This is a genomic window from Pseudomonas sp. P105 (assembly GCF_032614175.1).
GTDB lineage: Bacteria > Pseudomonadota > Gammaproteobacteria > Pseudomonadales > Pseudomonadaceae > Aquipseudomonas > Aquipseudomonas rhizophila.
Window position 1 is genome coordinate 2,542,470 of record NZ_CP126693.1, and the last position, 25,070, is coordinate 2,567,539.

The 25,070-nt window shown below is 63.1% G+C and carries 26 protein-coding genes; 10 read left to right on the plus strand and 16 right to left on the minus strand.

The features are described 5' to 3' along the window. Window positions 1-136: 136 nt before the first annotated feature. Entirely contained in the window at window positions 137-1,024 is an 888-nt protein-coding gene (locus QOM08_RS11510) for a DUF692 domain-containing protein (RefSeq protein WP_139050480.1), read from the plus strand. Beyond that, entirely contained in the window at window positions 1,017-1,778 is a 762-nt protein-coding gene (locus QOM08_RS11515) for a DUF2063 domain-containing protein (RefSeq protein ID WP_107321683.1), read from the plus strand. The genes QOM08_RS11510 and QOM08_RS11515 overlap by 8 nt, the downstream gene beginning before the upstream one ends. A gap of 119 nt (window positions 1,779-1,897) precedes the next feature. Here QOM08_RS11515 and QOM08_RS11520 read toward each other — a convergent pair whose 3' ends face one another. The 4 genes from QOM08_RS11520 to QOM08_RS11535 form a co-directional block, all read right to left on the minus strand. After that, window positions 1,898-2,392, minus strand: coding sequence for a DoxX family protein (locus QOM08_RS11520; RefSeq protein WP_047228956.1), 495 nt, complete (start codon window positions 2,390-2,392; stop codon window positions 1,898-1,900). A gap of 18 nt (window positions 2,393-2,410) precedes the next feature. Further along, entirely contained in the window at window positions 2,411-3,076 is a 666-nt protein-coding gene (locus tag QOM08_RS11525) for a ferric reductase-like transmembrane domain-containing protein (RefSeq protein WP_139050479.1), read from the minus strand. A 284-nt stretch (window positions 3,077-3,360) separates the two neighbouring features. Further along, window positions 3,361-4,671: an ATP-binding protein gene (locus QOM08_RS11530; RefSeq protein WP_160892476.1), complete on the minus strand. Its 1,311-nt coding sequence runs from the start codon at window positions 4,669-4,671 to the stop codon at window positions 3,361-3,363. Next, window positions 4,668-5,408, minus strand: a complete 741-nt coding sequence (locus QOM08_RS11535) for a response regulator (RefSeq protein ID WP_003202589.1) — start codon at window positions 5,406-5,408, stop codon at window positions 4,668-4,670. The genes QOM08_RS11530 and QOM08_RS11535 overlap by 4 nt, the downstream gene beginning before the upstream one ends. Window positions 5,409-5,640: 232 nt before the next feature. Between QOM08_RS11535 and QOM08_RS11540 the strand changes: the two genes are divergently transcribed. From QOM08_RS11540 to QOM08_RS11550, 3 genes are all read left to right on the plus strand, one after another. Then, on the plus strand, window positions 5,641-5,904 hold the full coding sequence (locus tag QOM08_RS11540) for a DUF2790 domain-containing protein (RefSeq protein WP_047228959.1): 264 nt from the start codon (window positions 5,641-5,643) through the stop codon (window positions 5,902-5,904). Between the two features lie 178 nt (window positions 5,905-6,082). Next, window positions 6,083-7,294: a cytochrome c biogenesis protein DipZ gene (locus tag QOM08_RS11545; RefSeq protein WP_316912978.1), complete on the plus strand. Its 1,212-nt coding sequence runs from the start codon at window positions 6,083-6,085 to the stop codon at window positions 7,292-7,294. Window positions 7,295-7,521: 227 nt separating this feature from the next. Then, the gene (locus tag QOM08_RS11550) at window positions 7,522-7,851 is read left to right on the plus strand and encodes a hypothetical protein (RefSeq protein WP_047229012.1); all 330 of its coding nucleotides are present in this window, start codon (window positions 7,522-7,524) and stop codon (window positions 7,849-7,851) included. An 8-nt stretch (window positions 7,852-7,859) separates the two neighbouring features. Here the strand turns inward: QOM08_RS11550 and QOM08_RS11555 are convergent, their stop codons facing one another. After that, the gene (locus QOM08_RS11555) at window positions 7,860-9,740 is read right to left on the minus strand and encodes a sigma-54-dependent Fis family transcriptional regulator (RefSeq protein ID WP_107321687.1); all 1,881 of its coding nucleotides are present in this window, start codon (window positions 9,738-9,740) and stop codon (window positions 7,860-7,862) included. 361 nt (window positions 9,741-10,101) lie between these two features. Between QOM08_RS11555 and QOM08_RS11560 the strand changes: the two genes are divergently transcribed. The 5 genes from QOM08_RS11560 (at window position 10,102) to QOM08_RS11580 (ending at window position 15,468) form a co-directional block, all read left to right on the plus strand. Then, window positions 10,102-11,175 (plus strand): ATP-NAD kinase family protein, encoded by a 1,074-nt coding sequence (locus tag QOM08_RS11560; protein ID WP_047228962.1) that lies wholly within the window; start codon window positions 10,102-10,104, stop codon window positions 11,173-11,175. Window positions 11,176-11,177: 2 nt separating this feature from the next. Next, window positions 11,178-12,155, plus strand: coding sequence for a thiamine pyrophosphate-dependent dehydrogenase E1 component subunit alpha (locus QOM08_RS11565; protein WP_047228963.1), 978 nt, complete (start codon window positions 11,178-11,180; stop codon window positions 12,153-12,155). 35 nt (window positions 12,156-12,190) lie between these two features. Further along, the gene (locus QOM08_RS11570; RefSeq protein ID WP_047228964.1) at window positions 12,191-13,207 is read left to right on the plus strand and encodes an alpha-ketoacid dehydrogenase subunit beta; all 1,017 of its coding nucleotides are present in this window, start codon (window positions 12,191-12,193) and stop codon (window positions 13,205-13,207) included. Then, complete coding sequence (locus tag QOM08_RS11575) at window positions 13,207-14,319, plus strand: acetoin dehydrogenase dihydrolipoyllysine-residue acetyltransferase subunit (protein ID WP_316912979.1); 1,113 nt, start codon at window positions 13,207-13,209, stop codon at window positions 14,317-14,319. The genes QOM08_RS11570 and QOM08_RS11575 overlap by 1 nt, the downstream gene beginning before the upstream one ends. A gap of 84 nt (window positions 14,320-14,403) precedes the next feature. Then, on the plus strand, window positions 14,404-15,468 hold the full coding sequence (locus tag QOM08_RS11580) for a 2,3-butanediol dehydrogenase (protein WP_316913223.1): 1,065 nt from the start codon (window positions 14,404-14,406) through the stop codon (window positions 15,466-15,468). 55 nt (window positions 15,469-15,523) lie between these two features. On the opposite strand, the gene QOM08_RS11585 is transcribed toward QOM08_RS11580, so the two are convergent. The 11 genes from QOM08_RS11585 to QOM08_RS11635 all read right to left on the minus strand — a co-directional run bounded on the left by QOM08_RS11585 (window position 15,524) and on the right by QOM08_RS11635 (window position 25,046). Further along, entirely contained in the window at window positions 15,524-16,030 is a 507-nt protein-coding gene (locus QOM08_RS11585) for a DUF6644 family protein (RefSeq protein WP_047228967.1), read from the minus strand. Beyond that, entirely contained in the window at window positions 16,030-16,380 is a 351-nt protein-coding gene (locus QOM08_RS11590) for a DUF6152 family protein (protein WP_139050472.1), read from the minus strand. Before QOM08_RS11590 ends, QOM08_RS11585 begins: the two co-directional genes overlap by 1 nt. A 26-nt stretch (window positions 16,381-16,406) precedes the next feature. Further along, a complete protein-coding gene (locus tag QOM08_RS11595) occupies window positions 16,407-16,961 on the minus strand; it encodes a DinB family protein (RefSeq protein ID WP_139050471.1) in 555 nt (184 codons plus the stop codon). Between the two features lie 177 nt (window positions 16,962-17,138). Then, complete coding sequence (locus QOM08_RS11600) at window positions 17,139-18,056, minus strand: dihydrodipicolinate synthase family protein (RefSeq protein ID WP_047228970.1); 918 nt, start codon at window positions 18,054-18,056, stop codon at window positions 17,139-17,141. A 206-nt stretch (window positions 18,057-18,262) separates the two neighbouring features. Then, window positions 18,263-19,291, minus strand: coding sequence for a trans-3-hydroxy-L-proline dehydratase (locus tag QOM08_RS11605; protein ID WP_316912980.1), 1,029 nt, complete (start codon window positions 19,289-19,291; stop codon window positions 18,263-18,265). Window positions 19,292-19,408: 117 nt separating this feature from the next. After that, window positions 19,409-20,131 carry an amino acid ABC transporter ATP-binding protein gene (locus QOM08_RS11610; protein WP_316912981.1) on the minus strand — a complete coding sequence of 241 codons (723 nt, stop codon included), beginning with the start codon at window positions 20,129-20,131 and terminating at the stop codon, window positions 19,409-19,411. Continuing rightward, on the minus strand, window positions 20,124-20,774 hold the full coding sequence (locus QOM08_RS11615; RefSeq protein WP_139050468.1) for an amino acid ABC transporter permease: 651 nt from the start codon (window positions 20,772-20,774) through the stop codon (window positions 20,124-20,126). The genes QOM08_RS11610 and QOM08_RS11615 overlap by 8 nt, the downstream gene beginning before the upstream one ends. 24 nt (window positions 20,775-20,798) lie before the next feature. Beyond that, window positions 20,799-21,464 carry an amino acid ABC transporter permease gene (locus QOM08_RS11620; protein WP_047228974.1) on the minus strand — a complete coding sequence of 222 codons (666 nt, stop codon included), beginning with the start codon at window positions 21,462-21,464 and terminating at the stop codon, window positions 20,799-20,801. Then, window positions 21,457-23,235, minus strand: coding sequence for an aconitase family protein (locus QOM08_RS11625; protein WP_316912982.1), 1,779 nt, complete (start codon window positions 23,233-23,235; stop codon window positions 21,457-21,459). The genes QOM08_RS11620 and QOM08_RS11625 overlap by 8 nt, the downstream gene beginning before the upstream one ends. Before the next feature lie 10 nt (window positions 23,236-23,245). Continuing rightward, entirely contained in the window at window positions 23,246-24,064 is an 819-nt protein-coding gene (locus QOM08_RS11630; RefSeq protein WP_047228976.1) for a transporter substrate-binding domain-containing protein, read from the minus strand. A gap of 232 nt (window positions 24,065-24,296) precedes the next feature. Further along, a complete protein-coding gene (locus QOM08_RS11635) occupies window positions 24,297-25,046 on the minus strand; it encodes an AraC family transcriptional regulator (RefSeq protein WP_076385191.1) in 750 nt (249 codons plus the stop codon). Window positions 25,047-25,070: the final 24 nt, after the last annotated feature.

The window sequence follows — 25,070 nt, forward strand, 5'->3', positions numbered from 1 at the left end:
GCAGGCGCCAGTGATGCCCTGTCGAGCGAACAACTGTGGCCAGGGAGCCGCTCCCTGGCCACAGGGTTTGGTTTTTACAGACTGATTGGCAATCGCCCTTCATGGCTTCCCATCTCTTACCCCAAGGAGATGTGCCATGCCTCAACATTCAGGCCTGAAAGGCCCCGCCGTACAGGTCACCCCCTCAATTACCAAACCCTCAGTAGGCCTGGGTCTGCGCCGCGCCTTGCTCGATGAACTGCGCGAGGCGCCCGCTGGGGATTTCGACTTTCTCGAAGTGGCCCCGGAGAACTGGATCGGCATTGGCGGCGCTCACGGCGCCGCTTTGCATGGGCTGGCCGAACTCTATCCGTTGTCGTGTCATGGCCTGTCGCTGTCTTTGGGCGGACCGGCGCCGCTGGACCTGGCGTTTCTGGCGCAGGTGCGCGACTTCCTGGAGCGCTTCAATGTACCGATGTACAGCGAGCACCTGAGTTACTGCGGCGATGAAGGGCACTTGTATGACTTGCTGCCGTTGCCCTTTACCGAGGAAGCGGTGCATCACGTAGCGGCACGGATCCGGCAGGCCCAGGACGTACTGGGGCGCCGCCTGGCCGTGGAGAACGTTTCCTATTACGCCGCCCCGCAACAAGACATGACGGAGCTGGAATTCACCCGCGCGGTATTGCACGAAGCCGATTGCGACCTGCTGCTGGACGTCAACAATGTCTACGTCAACTCGGTCAATCACGGCTTCGATCCCCAGGCATTCCTGACTGGCCTTGCGCCTGAGCGGGTGGTGGGCATGCACGTGGCCGGGCACTACGACGAGTCCGACACCTTGAAAATCGACAGCCATGGCGCGCCGGTCAAACCGCTGGTCTGGGCCTTGCTGGCCCAGGCCTACGCGCGTTTCGGCGTCCAGCCGACCTTGCTCGAGCGGGACTTCAATTTCCCGCCCTACGCCGTGCTGGCCGCCGAACTGCAGACTATTCGCCGATTGCAGGATCAGGCCGAGCCGGGGCAGGCGGTGGCCCATGGCTGAAATCATGCAGACACTGCAGCAACAGCAACAGGCGTTGACCCGCTACCTGCGCGATCCTGATCACTGCCCGATTCCGCCGGGCATGGACGTGGCTCGGGCGCAGGTGTATCGGGACCTGATTTTCGAAAACATGCGTGCGTTGCTCAGCGGCACATTCCCGGTACTGGTGAGCGTGCTGGGGCAGGAGGCGTGGCGGGCCTGCGTACGCCGTTTCTTGCGTGAGCATCGTTGCGTAGCCCCCCGCTTTGCAGACATTGCCGGAGAGTTCGTGGGCTATCTCGCGGCCCGGCAGTCGCCTGACGAACCGGCGTTCGTGGCCGAGCTGGCTCACTACGAGTGGGTCGAAATGGCACTGCTGCAAGCGCAAGCCGAGTCGCTGCCGGCCAGTGACGAGGCAGCATTGCTCGATCAGCCTTTGCGTGTTTCACCTTTGGCCTGGCCGCTGGCGTACCTTTGGCCGGTGCATCGCTTGGCGCCGGGCTACCAACCCACGACGCCACCGCCGCAACCGACGCTGCTGCTGGTGCGGCGAACGCCTGGGTTTGCGGTGCGCTTTTCCGAGCTCAGTCCGTTGGCCTGGCGGCTGTTGCAGCGTATCGAGCAGTTTCCCGGGTTGGCTGGGCGCGACCAGTTGTTTGCGCTGGCGCGGGAGGCGGGGGTGGATTCAAACGAATTCATGGACAACGCGGTGATGTTGTTGCGCCAGATGCACCGGGAAGGGGTGGTCGGCGTGCAAGCGCAATCCGGCGGTTAAACTCAGATCCTGTGGGAGCGAGCTTGCTCGCGATAGCGGTGGACCAGTCACATTGAGGTTGGCTGGAATACCGCTATCGCGAGCAAGCTCGCTCCCACAGGAGTAGGGATCAGGCGATGTTATCGGCGGTATCCCCGAGTGAGCAGCGCATCGACACTCAACTTCCCGGCCCCCTGCAACAGCAGCGGCAACAACGCCACCAGATAGATCAACGGCAGTTTGAAGTTGCCGTGGCCTTTGTTGGTGATGGCGTACCCCTGGGCCAGTTCACTCAAGGTTGACCAATCCGCCGGCCAATGCACGGCGGCGGTGGCGACGACCGTGACGACCATCAACACCAGCGCCGAAAGGCGAGTGCCCAGGCCCATCAGCAGGGCGAGGGCGCAGAGCAGTTCGGCCCACATCGACAGTTCCCAGTTCCAACTGGCCGGCAAGTGGTTGAAGGGGAAGGGGAACGCGGCCTGGATTTGGGCAAACCAGTTGTCGCCCTGCCATTTCTCCCAACCGGATTCGAAAAACTCCCAGGCCAGGAACAGGCGCAGGCCCAATGGCCCGAGCCACGTTCCGGTCTGATCGAGTGTTGTGCGCAGGCCTTTCAAAACATCTGCAGACATGATCGATCTCCCAGGGGCTCAATTCGAGTGGTCAGTGGCAACCAGAGGGGCGGCTGCGCGGCCCGACGGCGATGAACTCCTTCGGCGCGCGTTGGCTTGGGCGAGCTTGCCCACCAGACGAATCGCGATGGCTGCGCAGGTCAGGCCGAAGGGCAGCACGTACCAGGCACTCATGGGAATGCGCTTGAAGTTGGAGTAGGCAAAGATCGCCACCAGCACCCACATGCCGCTGACGTGCAAGCGTTTCCAGGCTTTGCCGCCAATCAGGCGCGCGGTGCTTTTGAAGGAGGTCAGGGCCAGCAGCAGGATGAATACGTATCCGACGGAGCCGGGGATATTGCCAACGGTGGTGCGACCCGGCCAGAACTCGGGGTTGAGCTGCCCATAGCTGTAGATCAGCACGGCGTGCACCAGATGGGAAAACGCGAAGGCCAATCCGATGAAACGTCGCTCGCGGACCAGGGACCGGCTCAGGTGCGACGGCACCAGTACGGCAAACGCCGAGGCGGTAAAGGCCAGCAGAAACAAGGCGAAGGATGAGCGGGCTGTGGCGCGGATGGCGCTGCGCACGCCCTCGGTCAGGTCCGGGTTGAGCGCCAGGGTCAGTGCGGTCATCAACAGCACCAGGGCGGCAAGCAGGCTGAACAGCGACCAGCCCTGGAAACGAAACGTGGAAGCAGGCATGAGAAGGCTCCTTGGGTGTGGGGCCCGGTCGTGAATAGCGACCGGGAACACAAGGGAGTTTTTCAAACGGGTGTAAGTGGGGTGTGTCTGGAATTCGGGCGTTTGCAAGCCTGTGTAACCGTGCCTGTGGCGGACACATTGGCATACAAAGCCCGAGTACATTAAAGCCTGGGGCTGACCTTTGTGGGAGCGAGCCTGCTCGCGATAGCAGTGGTGCAGCTTGCAGAGATGTTGGCTATACCGACGCCATCGCGAGCAGGCTCGCTCCCACAGGTGGATCGGGGTTAAATTTCCCGGCTGAGCCGCAACTCGGCACACAACCCGCCGCCGTCACGATTGCTCAAGGTCAGCGAACCGCCCATGGCGATCGCCAGTTGCTGGGCGATGGCCAGCCCTAACCCGGTACCACCGGTTTCCCGGTTGCGCGAGCTTTCCACCCGGTAGAACGGTTTGAGCACCTCGGCCAGTTCCTGCTCATTGATGCCGGGGCCACGGTCCAGCACTTGAATCGCCAGTTGTCCGTTGTCAGTGCGCTGCACCTGGATCTGCGCCGCGCCGCCGAACTTCAAGGCGTTGTCCACCAGGTTGACCAGCACCCGGCGCAGGGCATGGGGCCGGGTGTCGATGACCGCGGCGTTTTTCCCGGATAGCTGTACGTCCTGGCCGATGTCCTGATAGTCGAACACCAGGCTGTCGAGAAACGCATCCAGGTTGATGCGACAGCTGGCTTCGGTGGCGCCATGGATGCTGCGGGCATAGGCCACACCTTCGCGCACCAAGTGCTCCATTTCGCTCAGGTCGCTCCACAGCTTGTCCTTTTCGATGCCGTCGTCCATGAACTCGGCGCGCAGCTTCATGCGCGTGATGGGGGTTTGCAAGTCATGGGAAATCGCCGCCAGCAACTGCATGCGCTCCTTGAGGTAGGCGGCGATACGGTCTTGCATGGCATTGAATGCCTTGGCGGCATGCACCACTTCGGTCGGGCCTTTTTCGTCGAGGCGGACGCTGTGGGCATTGGGGTCCAGGGTTTCCACCGCCTGGGCCAGTCGGGTCAGCGGACTGACGGCGATGCGCACGGCCAGCCAGGTGCAGCCGATCAACAGTGCCAGTTGCCCCAGCAACACCACCGGGAGCCAGGGGGAGAGGGGCATCATCGCCGGGCGCACGTCGATGGTCAGCGGGCTGCCGTCGGCCAGGCGCAGGTGCGCCTGGTAGTGCTGCTTGGGTCCGGGAATGTCGGTGAACGTCAGGGCGTAGGCCTGACCGATCGCCTCCTGGATTGAAGTCACCGACACCGGGGCGTTGTCAGGAAGCATTCGCTGGCCTGGCTGACCTTCATCGAGCAGGTAGCCATAGTTGCGTCGGGCGAGTTTCGGCAGCCAGGCCTGGCGCTCGGCAGCCGGCAGGCGGTCGAGAATGGCGACCGAGGTCGAGACGTCGGTTTCCAGGTTGCCGAGCATGGTGGTCTTGGCACTCTGGTAGCGTTCGTAATACTGGGCGCCGAACGACAGGCCCTGGGCCAGGATCAGGCCGATCAGGAAGATCAGCGACAGGCGCGAGGCGAGGGTGCGCGGCCAGCGCAGCGGCAGGGTCATACCGACGCCTCAAGGATCTCCACCGGCAACGAGAACACATAGCCTTCGCTGCGCACGGTCTTGATGTAGGCCGGCTCCCGGGCATCATCCAGCAACCGTTGACGCAGGCGGCTGACCAGCAGATCGATGGAGCGATCGAACAGATCGGCGTCCCGGCCCTGGGTCAGGTTCAGCAACTGATCGCGATTGAGCACCCGCTGCGGGTGGTCGAGGAACACCCGCAACAGGCGATATTCGGCGCCGCTCAAGGCGACCATGGTGCCGTCAGTGTCCAGCAGGTGCCGTGCAGTGGTGTCCAGGCGCCAGCGGCCGAACGCCAGCAGGCGACCGCTTTCGGTGACCACCAGGTTGGGCGGCAGCATGCGGGTACGCCGTAGCACGGCGTTGATCCGCGCCAGCAACTCCCGGGCGGCGAAGGGTTTGACCAGGTAATCGTCGGCGCCCATTTCCAGGCCGATGATGCGGTCGGTTTCATCGTTGCGGGCGGTGAGCATCAGTACCGGTGTGGCCTTGTGTTTACCGGCGCGCAGTTCCCGGCACAGCACCAGGCCATCATCGCCCGGCATCATGATGTCCAGCACGATCAGGTCCACCGGGGTCGTTTCGAGAAAGGCACGCATCTGTCGGCCATCGGCAACTACGGTGGTACGCAGGCCGTTCTTTTTCAGGTAGTTGCCCACCAGTTCTCTGATTTCGCGATCGTCATCCACGATCAACACATGATCGACGTGATCCATGGTGTTCTGCCCCTTGGCGTTTCGTTGTGATCAGTCTACAGGCGCCGGCCAGCCCGGCTCGCGGCGGTTTGTATTGCAGTGTATCTGGCGCGCGGCGGATACACAGGGATTCAAAAAGCCGCGTTGCCCGATACAGACGCGATACCTCACGGGCATTCAATGGCATCCATCGAGGCGGCACAACACGCCCCGGCCGAAAAACACACCCATTGAATGCATCGAGGATACCGCCATGAACACCAAAGCCGTCTACGCTGCCTGCCTTTTCGCCGCGCTGAACATCTGCACCTTGTCGGCCCGGGCCGAGAGTCACGTCCAGGCTCAGACCTACGCCTATGGCACCCACCTGGATATCCAGAAGGTCCTGTCCCTCAGCGAAGATCCGACCCCGGCCTGCGGCGTGGTGAATGCCCGCATGACCTACCTCGACTCAGCGGGCCACAAGCAGGCGCTGGACTATCGCAAGCTGGCTGACAACTGCAGCAACCAGAACTGACTCGCCGTGGCAGCCAACCTGTGGCAGTAAATCTGTGGGAGCAAAGCTTGCTCGCGATGCAGGCGCCTCGATTCCTGGCAATACCGCGTCATCGTTTATCGCGAGCAAGCTTTGCTCCCACGGAGGCGCCGCCCGATTTGGTGTGTTCAGTCTATCTACCTACCGTTGAGGTGTTGCCATGCTTTTGATCGCTTTTCTGGGCGGGATCCTGACGATCCTCAGTCCCTGCATTCTTCCGGTGGTGCCGTTTCTGTTTGCCCGGGCCAATCGCTCACGGGGCTCGGTACTGCTGACGCTGGCCGGCATGGTGCTGACGTTTGCCCTGGTTTCGAGTCTGGCGGTGGTCAGCAGCGAGTGGGTGGTGCGAGCCAGCAGCGTTGGCCGGCAAATCGCTCTGTGGGTGATGGTGCTGTTCGCCTTGTCGCTGATGTTCAGCCGCGTCGGTATATGGCTGGCGCGGCCGCTGGTGAGCCTGGGCAACCGTATCGATAACGGCGCCGGACGGATGGCCGGGCCTGTGGGCTCGGTGCTGATCGGGGTCGCCACCGGGCTGCTCTGGGCGCCGTGTGCCGGGCCGATACTCGGGGTGATTCTGACCGGGGCCATGCTGCAAGGCGCGAGCGCTGAAACCAGTCTGCTGCTGCTCGCTTACGGGCTGGGCAGTGCCTTGTCGCTGGGTGTGCTGATCCTGGCCGGGCGCGGATTGGCCGACCGCCTCAAGCTGTCATTGCCGATCACCACCTGGCTGCGCCGGGGTACCGGTGTCGTGGTATTGCTGGCAGCCGTGGCGATTGGCACGGGTGCCGATGATCGCCTGTTGGCCAGTACCTCCTCCCAAGGGGCTGCGACCCTGGAGCAGGGGGTACTGAAGAATGTGCCCAAGGCCATCGATTACCTGGTCGAAAAGGCGAGCGCGGCCCCCCTGGAATCGCTTCAGCCTCAGGGCGAGATGCCGTCCCTGGAGGGCGCCGTGCAATGGTTGAACTCGCCACCCTTGAGCAGCGAGTCACTGCGGGGCAAAGTGGTGCTGGTGGATTTCTGGACTTATGACTGCATCAACTGCCAGCGCACGCTGCCCTATGTGAACGATTGGGCGCGCAAGTACGAGAAGGAGGGGTTGGTGGTCATCGGCGTGCACACACCTGAGTACGGCTACGAGAAAATCATCGACAACGTGCGCGAGCAGGTTCGCAAGCTGGGGATCAACTACCCGGTGGCCATCGATAACCAATATGCAATCTGGCGCGCCTTCAACAATCAGTACTGGCCAGCCCACTACTTCATCGATGCCAAGGGGCAGGTGCGCTACAGCCACTTTGGCGAAGGGCGGTATGCCGAGCAGGAACGGGTGATTGGGCAATTGTTGGAGGAAGCCAAGGCCAGCCAGTAACCCGTGGCGAGGGAGCTTGCTTGTGGCGAAGGGATCTGTGGGAGCAAGGCTTGCCCGCGATGAACGATAACGCGGTTCAGTTGTTCGACCGCGGTGCGGCTATCGCGGGCAAGCCTTGCTCCTACAGATAAATCCCTCTCTACAAAAAATTGCGTAGCCGTGCTGGCCCCTTGCTCTTTCCAAGGTTGTCAAACTTCTTTTATTTCAGAAAGTTGGGCGACAAACCTATGCGGATTTCTATGTGGGTCGTGGTGACGTGTCTCCTGGTCGCCGTTTCGCTTGAGGCTCAGGCAAAGGCCCTGACGAAAAACCAGCAGTCGGTGTGCCGCTGGGGTTCGGACATTGCCGCCGGCGCCCAGGCGTCGAAGCTTTCCGGGATCACCTTGTACGGCGCGCGCAAAAGGTTGCAGGTGCGCAAGTTTCCCCGGCCGTGGATGCGCATGACCGCCCTGGGCATCACCGAACAGACCTATAACAGCGCTTCACGTCTCAAGCCCGCGGCTATCAAGCAGACCTACTATGAACAGTGCGTGCGGCATGCGCTGGCGCGAAGATAAGCGTTGGTTCACGCCGGGCTTCTGCCGGGCATTTCGATGCCATGCAGGTGAACCCTTCGATACAGGGTCGCTCGGGAAATGCCCAGCGCCCGTGCAGCGGCGGTGGGCTTCCAGCGATGCCGCACCAGCGCATCGAGCAGCATCTGACGCTCCGGGCTGGCGCTGGGTTGTGGTGCGTCGACAGGCGCTTGTGTGCAGTGCAATGACTCGGGCAGGTGACTGAGCTGGATCACACTCGCCTCGCTCACCGCGCAGGCGTAGCGCAGCACATGACGCAACTGACGGATATTGCCCGGCCAGTGATAACCAAGCAGGCATTCCAGGGCTGCGCCGCTCAATTGCGCCATCCCCCCGCACTGCGCCGATTCCTCCTCAAGGATGCGGTTGATCAACGCCAGCCGGTCACTGCGCTCACGCAGCGGCGGCAGTTGGAAGCGGGCGCCGCCGAGGCGAAAGTACAGATCCTCGCGAAACCCGCCGGCGGCGACCAATGTCTCCAGGTCGCGGTGGGTGGCGCAGATCACCTGAATGTCCACGGCCCTGCGCCGTGACGCCCCCAGTGGCGCCACTTCACCTTCGGCCAATACCCGTAGCAGGCGCGTTTGCAAAGCCAGCGGCATGTCACCGATTTCATCCAGAAACAGTGTGCCGCCATCGGCTTGTTGCAGCAGGCCCTGCATACCTTTGGCCGAGGCCCCGGTGAAGGCCCCGGCAACGTAGCCGAACAACTCGCTTTCGATCAGGCTTTCGGGAATCGCCGCGCAGTTCAATGCCACGAACGGCCGGTCACGACGCTGGCTGGCCTGATGCAGTTGGCGGGCAAATACCTCCTTGCCAGAGCCGGTTTCGCCTTGGATCAGCACCGGCAAGTTGCGATCCTTGACCCGTACCGCCAGACGCAGGCTGTCGGCCAATCGAGGATCCAGCTCCACCGGGGCCATGGCAACCCGGGGGCGCGGATTGGCCCGCTGTCGCGGCGCGCTCAAGCGACCATGCAAAGGCGACTCGATGCCGGGACTGGACAGCGGATAAAGACGCTCGTCGCGGGCACGGTGCAGCAGTTGCTGGTCGAACACCTGGCTGATGTGCTGCGGCAGTTGGCCGTAGTGTTGCAGCAGGTACTGGCGGGCTGCGGGGTTCAGGGCTTGCAGGCAACCGTCGTCGTCCCAGGCGAACAGCAAGTCCGGCTGGCTGTCGACGTAGCCGGCGTTGCGATGGGCCCGCAGCACCCAGTAGCCCTGGGCGCTGCTCATGAAAAACGCCTGTTCGATTTCCCGAGCGCTCTGGACCACCATCTGCCGGATCAGGTGCTGTGAGCGTCGATCATCCGGTGAACGCACCGCCGAGACATCCAGAACCCCGAGCAACTGCCCTTGCGGGTCGAAAACCGGCGCGGCGGAGCAGGTCAGGCCGATGAACGCCGCCCGGAAATGATCGCGCTTGTGCACCGTCACCGGGGCTTTGGCCGTGAGCACCGCCGCCACGCCGCAGGTGCCTTCTTCCCCCTCCGACCAGCAGGTGCCCAAGTACAGCCCGGCCTTGCGGCAGTCATTGCGAATGGTGGTTTCCACCCGGTAATCGATGGTCTGGCCCTGGGCATCGGTGAGCAGCACGCAGTAGTCGGCATCCCGCACCCGACCATGCAGCCGGGCGACTTCTTCGCTGGCGATATTAAGGAACAGTTCCGAGCGCTCGCGGCATTGCTTGAGCACGTCCTGGGACAGGATGCGCGGGCCCTGCAGCGAACCGGGGTCCAGATGATGTTGCTCCATGGAGCGACGCCAGGAGTCGAGGATCAGGTCCGGGACGGGCAGCTGTGGCAGTTGCGCCGCGTTTTTCAGTACGCGGCTGACGCAATCCACATGCGCCCGGGAGTGAGCGGAAAGCATACGGGCCTCCGTTTCAGCTTCTTATCGTTGTGCGCTCATTAAGCGCCGTTCGTTGTGCGCAGACAAGCTCGGCGAGCCGCACCGGCAAGTGTGAGACGCCACGTCTCACGGTCTCGCCAGAACCTCGTGCAGGCTGACATGTCGCGTCTCACAGCGCGTGGGTGGATTCCCTCGGAGGAGGCGCTGCGAGGGCTCTGTTCCGGGCCTTTCGCCGGTTCTATCGGTATCTGGCACCGCCCTTGCTCTAGCGTCTGCAACCGACCCGTTCGGACTGCCAATAATAAAAAACGAGGTGTCCCATGTCTCTGCACCGAGGGTTTTGCTGCCCAGGTCGTCCATCTACTCAACTGCCGGTGGCGCCATGAGTCGCCGTCCACTGACCGTGGGCATCATTGCCAACCCGGCGTCGGGGCGCGACGTGCGACGCCTGACCGCCAACGCTGGGCTGTTTTCCAGCACCGACAAGGTTTCGGTGATCCAGCGGCTGCTGGCCGCCTTTGGTGCCACCGGTATCGAGCAGGTCCTGATGCCGACCGACATGACCGGCATTGCCGCCGCCGTGCTGAAGAACAGCCACAGCCGCCAGGCGCGCAGCAGCCATTGGCCGGCCCTGGAATTTCTCGACCTGACGCTGCGCCAGACCGTCGAAGATACGCGTCAGGCCGCCCGCCTGATGGCAGAACGCGAGGTGAGCCTGATCGCCGTGCTGGGCGGCGACGGCACCCACAAGGCCGTGGCCGCCGAAGTCGGTGATATCCCGCTGCTGACCCTCTCCACGGGCACCAATAACGCCTTCCCCGAACTGCGCGAAGCCACCAGTGCCGGATTGGCTGGTGGGTTGTACGCCAGCGGCCGGATACCTGCGCAGATCGGCCTGCGTCGCAACAAACGCCTGTTGGTCTGCGATGCCGGACGCGGTTTGCGCGAAGTCGCCCTGGTGGACGTCGCCGTGTCGCCGCTGCGCTTTGTCGGCGCCCGGGCCATCAGTCGGGCGCAGGACCTGGCCGAGGTGTTCGTGACCTTCGCCGAGCCGCAATCCATCGGCCTGTCGGCGCTGTGCGGCTTGTGGTTCCCGGTGTCACGCCAGGCAGCGGGTGGTGCCTGGATGCGCCTGGACCCGCAATCGCCCGAAGCGTTGCTGGTGCCGCTGGCCCCTGGTCTGTTGCAAGGCTGTGGCGTGCTCGCCGCCGGCCCTTTGGAGCCCGGCGTCGCCCACAGTCTGTCGCTCTCCAGAGGCACCCTGGCCCTGGACGGCGAACGGGAAATCGAATTCAACGCGCAGGACCGGCCCACGGTCACTCTCGATGCCGGCGGCCCGCTGAGCATCGATGTCAATGCGGTGCTGGCCTACGCCGCGCAACAGCGTTTGCTGGCCATCGGCCGCGAACACCCGCAACACCCTCTGAATCTTCAAGAAGACACCCCAGGAGAATAAAAATGTCGACACCGCTCACCCACGATCAACTGCTGCACGCCTATCAGGTGATGCGCACCATCCGCGCTTTCGAAGAGCGCCTGCACGTGGAGTTCGCCACTGGCGAGATTCCCGGTTTCGTCCACCTGTATGCCGGCGAAGAGGCGTCGGCCGCCGGCGTCATGGCCCATTTGGGCGATGACGATTGCATCGCCTCCAACCACCGAGGCCACGGTCATTGCATCGCCAAGGGCGTGGACGTGTACGGGATGATGGCCGAGATCTACGGCAAGAAGACCGGCGTCTGCCAAGGCAAGGGCGGCTCCATGCACATTGCCGATTTCGAGAAAGGCATGCTCGGCGCCAATGGCATTGTCGGGGCGGGCGCGCCCCTGGTGGTGGGCGCCGCGCTGGCCGCCCGGCTCAAGGGCACCGACAGCGTCGCCGTGGTGTTTTTCGGTGATGGTGGCTCCAACGAAGGCGCGGTATTCGAAGCCATGAACATGGCCTCGGTGTGGAACCTGCCGTGCCTGTTCATCGCTGAAAACAATGGCTACGCCGAAGCCACCGCGTCCAATTGGTCGGTGGCCTGCGATCACATTGCCGACCGCGCCGCCGGTTTCGGCATGCCCGGGGTGACGGTGGATGGCTTTGACTTCTTTGCCGTGCATGAAGCCGCCGGGGCCGCCGTCGAACGCGCCCGTGCCGGGGAGGGGCCTTCGCTGATCGAGGTCAAGCTGACCCGTTACTACGGCCACTTCGAGGGCGATGCCCAGACTTATCGGGCACCCGACGAGGTCAAGCATTTTCGCGAGAACCAGGATTGCCTGATGCAGTTTCGCGAGCGCACCACGCGGGCCGGATTGCTCACCGTCGAGCAGTTGGACCAGATCGACAAGGAGATCGAGTTGCTGATCGAAAACGCCGTGTACAAAGCCAAGTCCGATCCCAAGCCCACCGCGGCGGACCTGCTGACCGACGTCTACGTCTCCTATCCCTGAACGCTCTTCATAAAACAAGAACAGAGAATCCCATCATGGCGAGAAAAATCAGCTATCAGCAGGCAATCAACGAAGCCTTGGCCCAGGAGATGCGCCGCGACTCCAGCGTCTTCATCATGGGCGAAGACGTCGCCGGTGGTGCCGGCGCGCCCGGTGAAAACGACGCCTGGGGCGGTGTACTCGGTGTCACCAAGGGGCTTTACGACCAGTTTCCCGGACGTGTGCTGGATACGCCGCTGTCGGAAATCGGTTACGTCGGCGCGGCGGTCGGGGCGGCGACCTGTGGCGTGCGCCCGGTGTGCGAACTGATGTTCGTCGACTTCGCCGGGTGCTGCCTGGACCAGATCCTCAACCAGGCGGCGAAGTTTCGCTACATGTTCGGCGGCAAGGCCTCCACGCCGCTGGTGATCCGCACCATGGTCGGCGCCGGCTTGCGTGCCGCCGCCCAGCATTCCCAAATGCTCACCTCCTTGTGGACGCACATTCCGGGGCTGAAAGTGGTGTGTCCGTCATCGCCTTACGACGCCAAGGGCCTGCTGATCCAGGCGATCCGCGACAACGACCCGGTGATCTTCTGCGAGCACAAATTGCTCTACAGCATGCAGGGCGAGGTGCCGGAAGAGCTCTACACCATTCCCTTCGGCGAGGCCAATTTCCTACGCGACGGCAAAGACGTGACCCTGGTGTCGTACGGGCGCATGGTCAACACCGCGATGGACGCGGCCCGCAGCCTGGCCGGGCGCGGCATCGACTGCGAGGTCATCGACCTGCGCACCACCAGCCCGATGGACGAGGACAGCATCCTGGAAAGCGTCGAGAAAACCGGGCGCCTGGTGGTCATCGATGAGGCCAACCCACGCTGCTCAATGGCCACCGACATTTCCGCGCTGGTGGCGCAAAAAGCCTTTGGCGCGCTCAAGGCGCCGATTGAAATGGTCACCGCGCCCCATACCCCGGTGCCGTTCTCCGATGCCCTGGAAGACCTGTACATCCCTGACGCGGCGAAGATCGAACAAGCCGTGCTCAACGTGATCGAGTGGAGCAAGCGCTGATGAGCCAGATTCATACCCTGACCATGCCCAAGTGGGGCCTGTCGATGACCGAAGGCCGGGTCGATGCCTGGCTCAAGGAGGAGGGCCAGGCCATCACCAAGGGTGATGAAGTGATGGACGTGGAAACCGACAAGATTTCCAGCAGCGTCGAAGCGCCGTTCTCCGGGATCTTGCGGCGGCAGGTTGCCCGACAGGACGAAACCCTGGCGGTCGGCGCCTTGCTCGGGATTGTCGTCGACGGTGAAGCGAGCGATGCCGAGATCGATGCGGTCATCGAGCAGTTCCAGTCGTCCTTTGTGCCCGGCGACGCTGCCGACGAAGACAGCGGCCCGAAACCGCAGAAAGTCGAACTGGATGGCCGGGTGATCCGCTTTTTCGAGCGTGGCGAAGGCGGCACGCCGCTGCTGCTGGTGCATGGTTTCGGCGGCGACCTGAACAATTGGATGTTCAACCACGAAGCACTGGCGGCCGGGCGTCGGGTCATCGCCCTGGACCTGCCGGGCCATGGCGAATCCGCCAAGACACTGCAACGCGGTGACCTGGACGAACTGAGCGGCGTGGTGCTGGCCTTGCTCGATCACCTGGACATCAACGCTGTGCATCTGGTGGGGCATTCCATGGGTGGGGCGGTGTCGCTGAACGCCGCGCGCCTGATGCCCCAGCGAGTGCGGTCGCTGACCTTGATCGGCAGTGCCGGGCTGGGCGCGCAGATCAATGGCAGCTACCTCAAAGGTTTTGTCGAAGCGGCCAACCGCAACGCCCTCAAGCCGCAACTGGTGCAACTGTTCTCCAATGCCGAGCTGGTCAACCGGCAGATGCTCGATGACATGCTCAAGTACAAGCGCCTGGAGGGTGTGGACGCTGCGCTGTTGCAACTGTCAGCGACGCTGTTCGCCGACGGCCGCCAGCAGGTGGATTTACGCGAAGTGGTGCAGGCCGGCCACGTCCCGACGCTGGTGATCTGGGGCAGCGACGACGCGATCATCCCGGCGGTCCACAGCGATGGGCTGAGTGCCCAGGTCGAGGTGCTGCCCGGCCAGGGGCACATGGTGCAAATGGAAGCGGCCGAGCAGGTCAACCGGTTGATCCTCGGGTTCATTGAGCAGCACTGATCAAGCGGGCGGCGCGGTGATTCGTCGCCCCTACAAAATTCTGGAGGCAACGCTATGAACGTTTCAATCAAGCCTACCCGCAGCATGCGCGCCGCTGTCTGGCATGGCCGCAACGACATCCGCGTCGAAGACGTGCCGCTGCCCGTAGCGCCGCCCGCCGGCTGGGTGCAGATCCGCGTGCAGTGGTGCGGCATCTGTGGTTCTGACCTGCATGAATATGTGGCCGGGCCGGTGTTCATTCCGGTGGACGCGCCGCATCCGCTGACCGGCATCAAGGGCCAGTGCATCCTCGGCCATGAGTTCTGCGGTGAAATCGTCGAATTGGGGGCTGGTGTCGAGGGCTTCAGCGTCGGCGAGCCGGTGGCGGCCGATGCCTGTCAGCACTGTGGCACCTGCTATTACTGCACCCACGGGCTCTACAACATCTGCGAAAACCTGGCGTTCACCGGGCTGATGAACAACGGTGCGTTCGCGGAGCTGGTCAATGTGCCGGCCAATCTGCTTTACAAACTGCCGGCTGATTTTCCCGCCGAAGCCGGCGCGCTGATCGAGCCGTTGGCGGTGGGTATGCATGCGGTGAAAAAGGCCGGCAGCCTGCTGGGCCAGAACGTGGTGGTGGTCGGCGCCGGCACCATCGGCCTGTGCACCATCATGTGCGCCAAGGCCGCCGGCGCGGCGCAGGTGATCGCCCTGGAAATGTCCGGTGCGCGCAAGGCCAAGGCCCTGGAAGTCGGGGCCAGTCAAGTGATCGATCCGAACGAGTGCGACGCCCTGGCCGAAGTCCGCCGCCTGACCGCTGGCCTGGGTGCCGATGTCAGTTTCGAGTGCATCGGCAACAAACACACCGCCAAACTTGCCATCGACCTGATCCGCAAGGCGGGCAAATGTGTGCTGGTGGGGATTTTCGAGGAACCGAGCGAGTTCAACTTCTTTGAACTGGTCTCCACCGAGAAGCAGGTACTTGGCGCGCTGGCCTACAACGGTGAATTCGCCGACGTGATTGCCTTCATCGCCGATGGGCGCCTGGACATCTCGCCGCTGGTGACCGGGCGTATCCAGCTGGAGCAGATCGTTGGCCAGGGGTTCGAGGAACTGGTCAACAACAAGGAGCACAACGTGAAAATCATCGTGTCACCCGCACGGATCTGAGCGCGCCTGAGGTGGGCGATTGGCGATGGCCGGCAAGGCCATCGCACTTTTTATCTCAGGTATAGGCCAGCAAGCGCCCACACAACACCACCGTGAACCATATCGCCACGGACAGCACCGCCTGCGCTTTTGCCAGTCCTGGTGCCGCGCTGGCGGTGTTCCATTGGCTGACCGTGCGATAAATCCCGAGGTGAAACGCCAGGGCGTTGAGGCCCGCCGCCGCAATCAGGCACAGCTTGAGGATAAACACGCCATTGCCGGCGAAGTCATGGGGATGGGCGCTGAACATCATCAAACCGGCGGGTACGATCAACAGCAGGGCCGCAAGGGCCCAGGGCAGTAGGTGGCGGGCCAGCGCCGTCACGGCAATGTCCTTGGACACCCCAAGCACCCGCAAATCGAACATCACCACCGCGCCCACCAACAGCGAAAACCCGATGATGTGCACCACCTCCACCAACGGGTAGAGCCACAGTTCGCCGCGCATGGCCAGCGCCAGGGACGAACCTTCCAGTTGGTCCAGCCAGCCCTGCGGGTCGTTGCCTGCCTCGATGGCCTGCATCAGCGCAACTCGACGGTCTTGTTGTCGACGGTGATGCGTTCTGCGCGCAACTCATCGGGTTTGTTGCGGTTTGCATAGCCGCCCACGCCCACCTGGTTGCCAGGCTTGAGCATGTCCTTGCTCAGGCCTCGGTTCTCCATGCGTGACGGCGGGGCGAGGACCACGGTCCAGGTTTTGTCCGCCGTTTTCAGGCGCACGAAGCCATGGGGATGCGAATAGCCGGATTCTTCTATCGTTCCGTTGAGTTGCAGGGTGTTGTCAGTGTCGTACTCGCTCCAGCCGTGATGGGCCAGGGCTGTCGTTGCCACCAGCATCAACGATAAGCCGATGCAACCGAGTATGTGTTTCATGGCAGGTCTCCTGTTGGATCATCGGTTCAGCCCGGCAGGTAGTTGCGCCAGACGCGGTCTTCGCCGAGCTGCAGTGACTGCTCGTCTTCTTCGCGAAACCTGCGGTCGCAGTCGAGGAAGAACTCATCGAGTTGCGGCGGCTTGACGTGGGTGGCACTGAGCATGGTGTGGACCTGTCCGCGATGATGGATCTGATGTTCGAACAGGTGCAACAGCAGTCGGTCGATTCGTTCGCGCACCACCTCGTCGACACGCACCAGATCGACGGAGCGGGCGAGGTCGGTTTCCCGCAGGGCTTCGCAGAATGCCACCAGTCGCTGGTCGGTTTGAGTCTGGTTGTGCAGCAATTGGGCAAAGGCCAGGGTCTCGGAAAAATCCTTTATCTGGCCGTCACGGTCGCCTTCCAGGGCGGTGAGGTAATAGCGGTCCACTTCCAGGATGTGGCAAAGCGTGGCCTGGATGGACGGGAAGAACCCCGTGCGCGGTGCCTGGTATTGGGCCTCGCTCAACGGCGCGCAGGCAGTGAGTAGTCGGTGATTGGCCCACTGATTGTTCAGGGCCTGGGCCAGGAAATAGTTCATGGGGCACCTTGTGTGCGAGCTGGCTCACGATGAGGGCGGCACATCCAGCATAGTCGATTCAGGCAGACCGCTATCGCGAGCAGGCTCGCTCCCACAGGGATTTGTGGTGAATGTGGGAGCGAGCCTGCTCGCGATGGCGGCGGCGCTATCACCGCCGGTCAGCGCCATGTCCTGCGGTCAAAGCCCCACATCCGGCAACACCGGCCGATTGGCCAGGGCCTTGGCCATGATCTGCTCGACGTACACGCGATCCTCCTCCGGCAGCGCCAGGCGCGGTGGGCGGGTGAGGGCGCTGCCGCGACCGGCGATGGCTTCGCACAGTTTGATGCACTGCACCAGGTCGGCGCGGGCGTCCAGGTGCAGGATCGGCATCAACCATTCATAGATCGGCATTGCTTCGGCAAAACGTCCGGCGCGGGCCAGGCGGAAAATGGTTTCGCCCTCTTGGGGGAACACGTTGGACATCCCCGAGACCCAGCCTTCGGCACCCACGGCCAGGCTTTCCAGCACTACGTCGTCCAGGCCAGCAAACAACACAAAGCGGTCGCCGACTTCATTGCGCACGTCGATGAAGCGCCGGGTGTCGCCGGACGAATCCTTGAAGCACACCACGTTGTCGCAATCGGCCAGGGAAATCAGGATGTCCGGGGTCACGTCATTCTTGTAGATCGGCGGGTTGTTGTAGACCATCAACGGCACGTCGGCATGCCGGGCCACGTAGCGGAAATGCTCGGCGGTCTCGAACGGCTTGGAGCCATAGACCAGCGCTGGCATCAGCATCACGCCGTCGACGCCGACCCGGCGCACTGCGTTGGCGACCTTGGCCGCCTGCACGCTGGTGAACTCGGCCACGCCGCAGATCACCGGCACCCGGCCCCGGGCAGCATCCACCGCCACTTCGGTCACGGCAATTTTCTCCTCGGCGCTCAGGGAGGTGTTTTCCCCCACCGAGCCGCAGACCACCAGGCCTGACACGCCATCGCGGATGACGTTGGAAATCACTTGATGGGTTTTTTCCAGGTTGATGGAAAAGTCATCGTTGAACTGCGTGGTGACGGCGGGGAATACGCCGCTCCAGTTGATGCGTTTGCTCATGGTTGTCTCCGGTTATGGTGTTTCGTATGCGCAAAAATTTAATTCACTACAAATCCCCTGTGGCGAGGGAGCTTGCTCCCGCTGGGGCGCGAAGCGGCCCCAACAATGACCTGACAACTCGATGTGTCAGGCAATCCAAGAGGGCTGCTGCGCAGCCCAGCGGGAGCAAGCTCCCTCGCCACAGGGAGATGTGCAAAGTTCGAAAGTCATGCGCCAGGCCAGGTATCCGAAAGCCGATACCCCTGTGGCCAGGGATCTGCCGGGTCGAGCAGCAACTGATGCGTGCCGGTGATCCACGCGCGCCCGGCGATGCACGGATAAATCGCCGGGCGCCCGGCCACTTCGGTCAATGAATCGATACGACAGTGGAACTCGGAGCCGATGATCGAGCGGCCGATGAAGCGCTCTCCCTCTTGCATCAACCCCTTGGCGTGCAACACCGCCATGCGCGCCGAGCAACCGGTGCCGGTGGGGGAGCGATCGATTTTGCCGGGCTGGATCACCACGGCGTTGGCACCGCTGGCGATGCCGTTCTCCAGGACGATGGGCGCGGCGATCTGGCAAAACGAGATATGCGACCAGTCCGGGTTCAACGGATGGACAAAGCCCAGTTGCTCGTTGGCGGCCCGGGTGATTTTCAACCCCACGGCCACCAATTCGGCCGCTTCATCAGGACGGATAGCAAAACCCAGGCGCTGGGCGTCGACGATGACGAAACTGTCGCCGCCGTAGGCAGTGTCCACCTGCAGCGACCCCAGTCCCTCGACTTCGATCCAGGCATCGAGGCGGTCGGCGAAGGAGGGCACGTTCTTGATTTCCACCCGTTGGACTTTACCGTCGCGGCAGTCGGCCACCGCTTCGATCAGCCCGCCGGGCGCTTCGAGGACCAAGCGCGTCTGGGGCTCGGTCATGGGCAGGATGCCGCTATCGAGCAACACAGTGGCGACGCACAACGAGTTGGAACCGGACATCGGCGGTGTGTCGGCCGGTTCCATGATGATCCAGGCCATCTGTGCCCGCGGGTCCTTGGCCGGCACCAGCAGGTTGACGTGACGGAACACGCCGCCACGGGGCTCGTTGAGGACGAAGTTGCGCAGGGTCTGGTCCTGGGCGATCCAGCGTGACTGTTCCCATACGGTGGCGCCGGGCGGTGGTGCGACGCCGCCGACGATCACATCGCCGACTTCGCCTTCGGCGTGGCAGCTGACGACATGGATGATTTTTGATGAGCGCATTGGCTGCTCCTTGGGTTGTCTGGTCGGGCCTCATCGCGAGCAGGCTCGCTCCCACAAAGGGTTCTGTGGTGTACACGAAACAGTGTGGGAGCGAGCTTGCTCGCGATGGGGCCATCGCTATTTCACCGACTTGAGAAACGCCGCCGTCTCCGGCTGCACAGGGTGGCCAATCACCTGATCCGGCGGCCCGATCTCATGGACCCGCCCGTCGCAGAAAAACGCCACGCGGTCGGACACGTCCCGGGCGAAGCGGATCTCGTGGGTCACCAGCACCATGGTCATGCCGTCTTCGGCGAGCATGCGCATGGTGTCCAGCACTTCGCCCACCAATTGCGGGTCCAGGGCCGAGGTGGCTTCGTCGAAGAGCATGTAGTCCGGCGACATCGCCAGGGCCCGGGCGATCGCCATGCGCTGTTGTTGACCACCGGAAAGCTTGCCGGGGAAGGCCTTGAGTTTGTCTCCCAGGCCCACATGTTCCAGCTGTTGCAGCGCCAGCGCTTCGGCCTCCTGCTTGCTTTTTCCCAGCACTTTGCGAGGCGCCAGCATCACGTTTTCCAGCACGGTCAGATGGGGGAAAGCGTTCCATTGCTGGAACACGATGCCGATCTTTTGCCGCAAGCGGTTGAGGTCGGTGGCGCGGTCGTGAACCTCGATGCCGTCCACGCGGATGCTGCCTTTGTGGATCGGCTCAAGGCCGTTGATGCACATCAGCAGGGTCGATTTGCCGGAGCCGGAGCCACCGATGATCGACACCACTTCCCCTTTGTCCACCGTCAGGCTCACGCCCTTGACCACTTCCAGCTCGCCAAAGGATTTGTGTACGTTCTCGATCTCAATCATTTTCCTGCCACCTTCTTTCCAGACGTGCGCCAAGGCGGGCGACCACCAGGCTCATGACGTAGTAAATGAGGCCCGCGATGCACAGCACCAGCAACGGTTCCTGGATGCGGGTGACGATGGTTTGCGAGGCGCGCAGCAGTTCGACGATGCCGATCCACATCACCAGCGCGGTGTCTTTCATCACGCCCAACACCAGGTTCAGCCAGCCAGGGAATGCGACCCGCGTGGCAATCGGCAGGACGATGTAGCGCAGATCCTGCAGGTAACTCAGGCCCAGGGAGCGACTGGCCCGCCGGGTACTCAACGGCACCGCCAGCACGCCACCGCGCACGATCTCGGTGAAGTAGGCGGCGGCGTAGACGCCGAGCACGATGCAACCGACCGCGAAGGCGCTCAGGTTCAGGCCGACGATGCTCTTGAGGGCGTTGAACAGCACGAACTGGATCAGCAGCGGAACGCTGCGAAACACGTCCAGTACCCAGGCCAGTGGCAGGCTGGCCCGCGGCAGCAATGCCCGCAGCAGGCCGAACAGCAAGCCGGCCAGGGAGCCCAGCAGGATCGACCACGCGGTCAGTTGCAGCGTGACCCAGGCCCCGTCGAGCAAGAACAGCAGGTCGTTAAGGGTGAGGCTGGTTTCAAACATGACGAGCCCTCAATAACGAAACACTCAATAACGGAATAGGCGCCAGGACAACAGCCGGGCCAGCCCGACGATCAGCTTGGCGATCAGGTAATACAGCACCGCCGCGAGGGCGAAGTATTCGAAGGTGCGGAAGGTCTTGACGTTGTATTCCTGGGTGACGCCGGTCAGGTCGTTGTTCAGGCCCACGACCACACCCAGGGAAGTCATCAGCACCGCCCAGACCATCTGGTTGGTCAGCGGGTAGAACACGATGCGCAGCAGTTGCGGCACGATGATCATCCGGTAGGCCTGCCAGGCGCTCATGCCCAGGGAGCGGGCGGCGCGCATCTGGGTACTCGGCACGGCCTTGAGGCCGCCGCGAAAGTTTTCCGCCAGGTAACCGGCGTTGTTGAAGGTGATCCCGGCCAGCAACGCCAGCCAGGAACTGACGTGCAGCCCGAGAGAGCCGAGGCCGAAGTAAAGGATGTAGATCTGGAACAGCGAGGGCGTGTTGCGGGCGATCGACACCCAGCCATTGCCCACGCCGCGCAGCAGCGGATGGCGGGCCTGGCGCATCACCGTCAGCACCAGGGCGATCAGCACGCCGAAGATCATCGACAGCGCCGCGGTCTCGAAGGTGACCCAGGCCCCGGCGAGCATGTCGGGCAGGGCACGCAAGGCCGGGCGCCACTGGAAGCTGTAGTCAAACATCGGTCAGGCCCCCCGTATGGACAGTCGGTTGCAGCCACGTCGGCGGTTGACCGCTGGCCGTTGCGCTGCACGCAGCTTCAACGCACTGCGCAAGGCTGGCGAAGTGCACGCCGCGACCGACCAGACCCGGTGCGTAATGGGCGTACTTGCCGGAGTTGGTCATCAGGGTGGTGGCCTCAGGCGGAATGACCGGCTCGCCCAACATGCACCAGCAGGTGTCGGTGACCAGGAGCGCGCCGAAGGCTTCGATGGCCTGCAGATGGCCCGCTTCGCGAGCCTGTTCCAGTACCGCTCGGCCACAGGTGATCGCCAGCACCACCTCCGGATGCTTGTGGCGGCCGGCGCACAAGGCCGACAGGGCGGCGAATTCGCTGAGGGAAAAATGCGGGTTGCCCAGGGAGACCACGTCCACCTGGCGGTGCCGGGCGCTGTTGAGTTCACGCCAACTGGCGAGCAGGCCGGCAGCGCTGACAGTGTCCTGCGGCAAACTGACTCCCGGTTCCAGGACATCGACCGGGTCGAGGGCCTCGGGCGTCACCCCGGCGATGTGGAACAGCGGCGCGGCGCTGGTGGTGGCGAACGCGGCGCCGAAGGCTTTCAAGTCATCCCGCGTCGGGGCGGCGTGCTCCAGGCCGCGGATCAGGGGGATGAGACGGCCCGTCAGGCTGCCGATGTGATAACCCAGCAGCGGATAGAAACTGTCGTCTACGGGCCCCAACGGCGGCACATCGATGATCAGCGCGGCTTTGCGCTGCGCGTCAAGATGGCAGCCGGTCAATGGCGCGCGGCCGCAGAGGGCGATGCAGATGTCCAGGAAGTCCGGATACTTCTGCGTGCGGGCACCGAGCACGCTGTTGGCGTAGACCACGGCGTTGGATTCGGCCCAGACGATCTGCTCGCCAGGCTTGGGCGCGCTGTCGAGCAGGTAGGGGGCACAAGTGAAACTCAACTGCGCACCCATTGCCATGTAGGCATCCCCCAAGGCGCTGGCCGGCTCACCCAGGGCGGGATCGACGCCCAGTTCCCGCCAGCGCCGCTGGTCCACGGAGATCGAATTGAGCGTGGTGGGCACGCGCACCTTCGCGCCCCACTGCACCAGTTGTTCGGCAAAACGCAGGCTGGCCGGGCCGGTATAGATGCAGCCATCGATGTGGGCCTGGGTCACATCCAGTAGTTGTGTAGCGCCCTGGATCTCGGCCATGCGCAATACAATCTGCATTGCGACCTGGGCCGCCTTGCCGTGTCTGCCGTCCAGCAGCGCTTGGTCCGGTTCGCTGAGGCTGATGGTTGAACAGTTGAGCGCGGGGGTTGGAAAGTCCAGCCCATGCCAGCCATCGGCGGGGCGCTGACCCGACAAGGTCAGGCAAGCGCCTTCAATGCGCACAAAACCCTGGCCGCGCAACCGCTTGAAGGCCTCGTGCCCGACACACACCACCGGCAGGGAACGCTGGAAAATCACCTGCGCCACCAGCACGCCCAGGGTCAGGATTTCATCGGCCTCGGCCAGCACCAGGGCCGCAGGGGCGTGGCCGTTGCTGATCAGTTCCATCAGCACGCTGCTGCCGGTGCAGGAGCCACGCCCGCTGGGAATCGCCAGCACACGCCCGGCCAGGCGTTCGCCGCTCAACGGATGATGGCGGTCAATCACCTCGCCGCTGGCCGGATCGACCCCGCCCCAGAAACTCAGGCCCACATCGGCGTACAGCAGGGGGCCCTGGGCGGCACCCTCCACCAGACTTCGGCCCGTCACACGGGTAGGCGTGCTTGGCATGCTTCAATCCTCAGTAGTAAACCTGCGGCACCACCAGGTCGGCCGGCGGGATATCGGTGCCCACCCATTTGACGAACAGCTCCTTGTAACGGCCAGTGCGCACCTGCTGGTTGACGAAGAGGTTGAGGTAGTTGATCAACCCGTACTCGTTGCGCTTGGCACCCAGGGACACGTAGTCGATGACATAGGGCGCGTTGCCCGCGATTTTCAGGTTCTTGTACTTGCCCGACTTGATGGTCGCGGCCGCCACGGTGTTGGTCACCACGGTCGCATCGATGTGGCCCTGGGCGACGGCCAGCAGCGTGTCGTTCTGCGACTGGTAGGCGCGGAAACTGCCGCTGCCCCAGCTTTTCTGGTCTTTTTCCAGGGCGATGGCTTCGTAGGTGCCGCTGGTGTTACCCAGAGGTTTGCCCTTGAGGTCGTCGTAGCTGTTGATGCCGGTATCGTCGCGGGTCAGCACTACCATCTGGAACGCGAAGTAGGGCACGGTCAGGCCCACGGTCTTGGCCCGCTCCAGGGTGTCGGAGGTGGAGGCGACGATCACGTCCGCACGGCCGGAAACCAGCGCCGGGATCCGGTCCGGGAACGGTGTTTCCACCACTTCGGGTTCCACGCCGAGGACTTTCGCCAGGTCGTGGCAATAGTCCACGTCAAAACCAGCGGGTTTATTGCCAGCGTCACGAAAACCCATGGGCGGGAAGTCCAGGGTCACGGCGCAGCGCAGCTTGCCGGAGCCGATGATGTCGTCGAGTTTGTCGGCGTGAGCGGGGGCGATGAAAAGGGGCGTGAGGGCAACGCTCAGGGCTACAGCCAATGCAGGGTTTTTCATAAATGCCTCGCTGTCGAATAAATGCGGATGAAATATCGTATTGAGGATTTCGTATACGATATTGAATAAAGCAAGCAGCGTGCCGGTTTGAGGTGGAGTCAGTGGTCATTGGTAAGGCTTTGATGTGTATGCATTAAAAGACGTGGAGCTGCGTCAGAGGCGAACAACACTTGCGTGCGGTGTTACAGATAGGAGCAATCGCGGTCCCCATGCCCCACCAGGGAACACCCGGTCAGCGCTGATTTTCGCGATACTGGCTGGGCGAAAGGCTGGTCAAGGCGCGGAACTGCCGGCTGAACGCGCTGTGATCGGTGTAGCCGCAGCGCAGGGCGATTTCGGTGATGGGCAGGTCGTGGTCCAGTAACAACCGCGAGGCTTCTTCCAGCCGTGCCTTGTGAATCATCTGCCGAGGCGTGAGCTGGAAGATGCGTTTGCAGTGGCGCTCCAACTGCGCCACCGACAACCCGGCGATAGCGGTCAGGTCGGCAAGGCTGATGGGGTGGGCGAAGTGCTGTTTGATATGGGCATCCACCGCCGCCAGTTTGTGGAACGCGGGGTGACTCGACTGCGGCAGTTGCAGGTCCCGGGAAATCCCGGCCAGGCCGACGATCTGGCCGTTGGGCGCATGCAGGGCGAGTTTATGGGTCAGGCACCACACCGGCTGGTTGCCGTAGTACAGGTGCAGTTCGAGCTGGTCGGCCAGTTCCCGGCCGCTGGCCAGCACCCGTCGGTCCTGCTCGGTGTACAGCGGGCCGAAACGCTCGGGAAAAACCTGCTCGGCAGTGAGGCCCAGCAGGTCAGCGCTTTGTTTGAAGCCACAGCGCCGGGCCAGGGTCTGGTTGACGAAGGCATAGCGGGCTTGCCTGTCCTTGATGAAAAACACCACGTCCGACAGGGTGTCGAGCAACGGCGCGATGGGTTGCAGGCTGTTGAGCAGGGTCGGTAAATCGCAGGGGGCGAAGGAAGTGAGCGTGGGGTACATGGCGTCAGGTTTCTGAGGGGACGC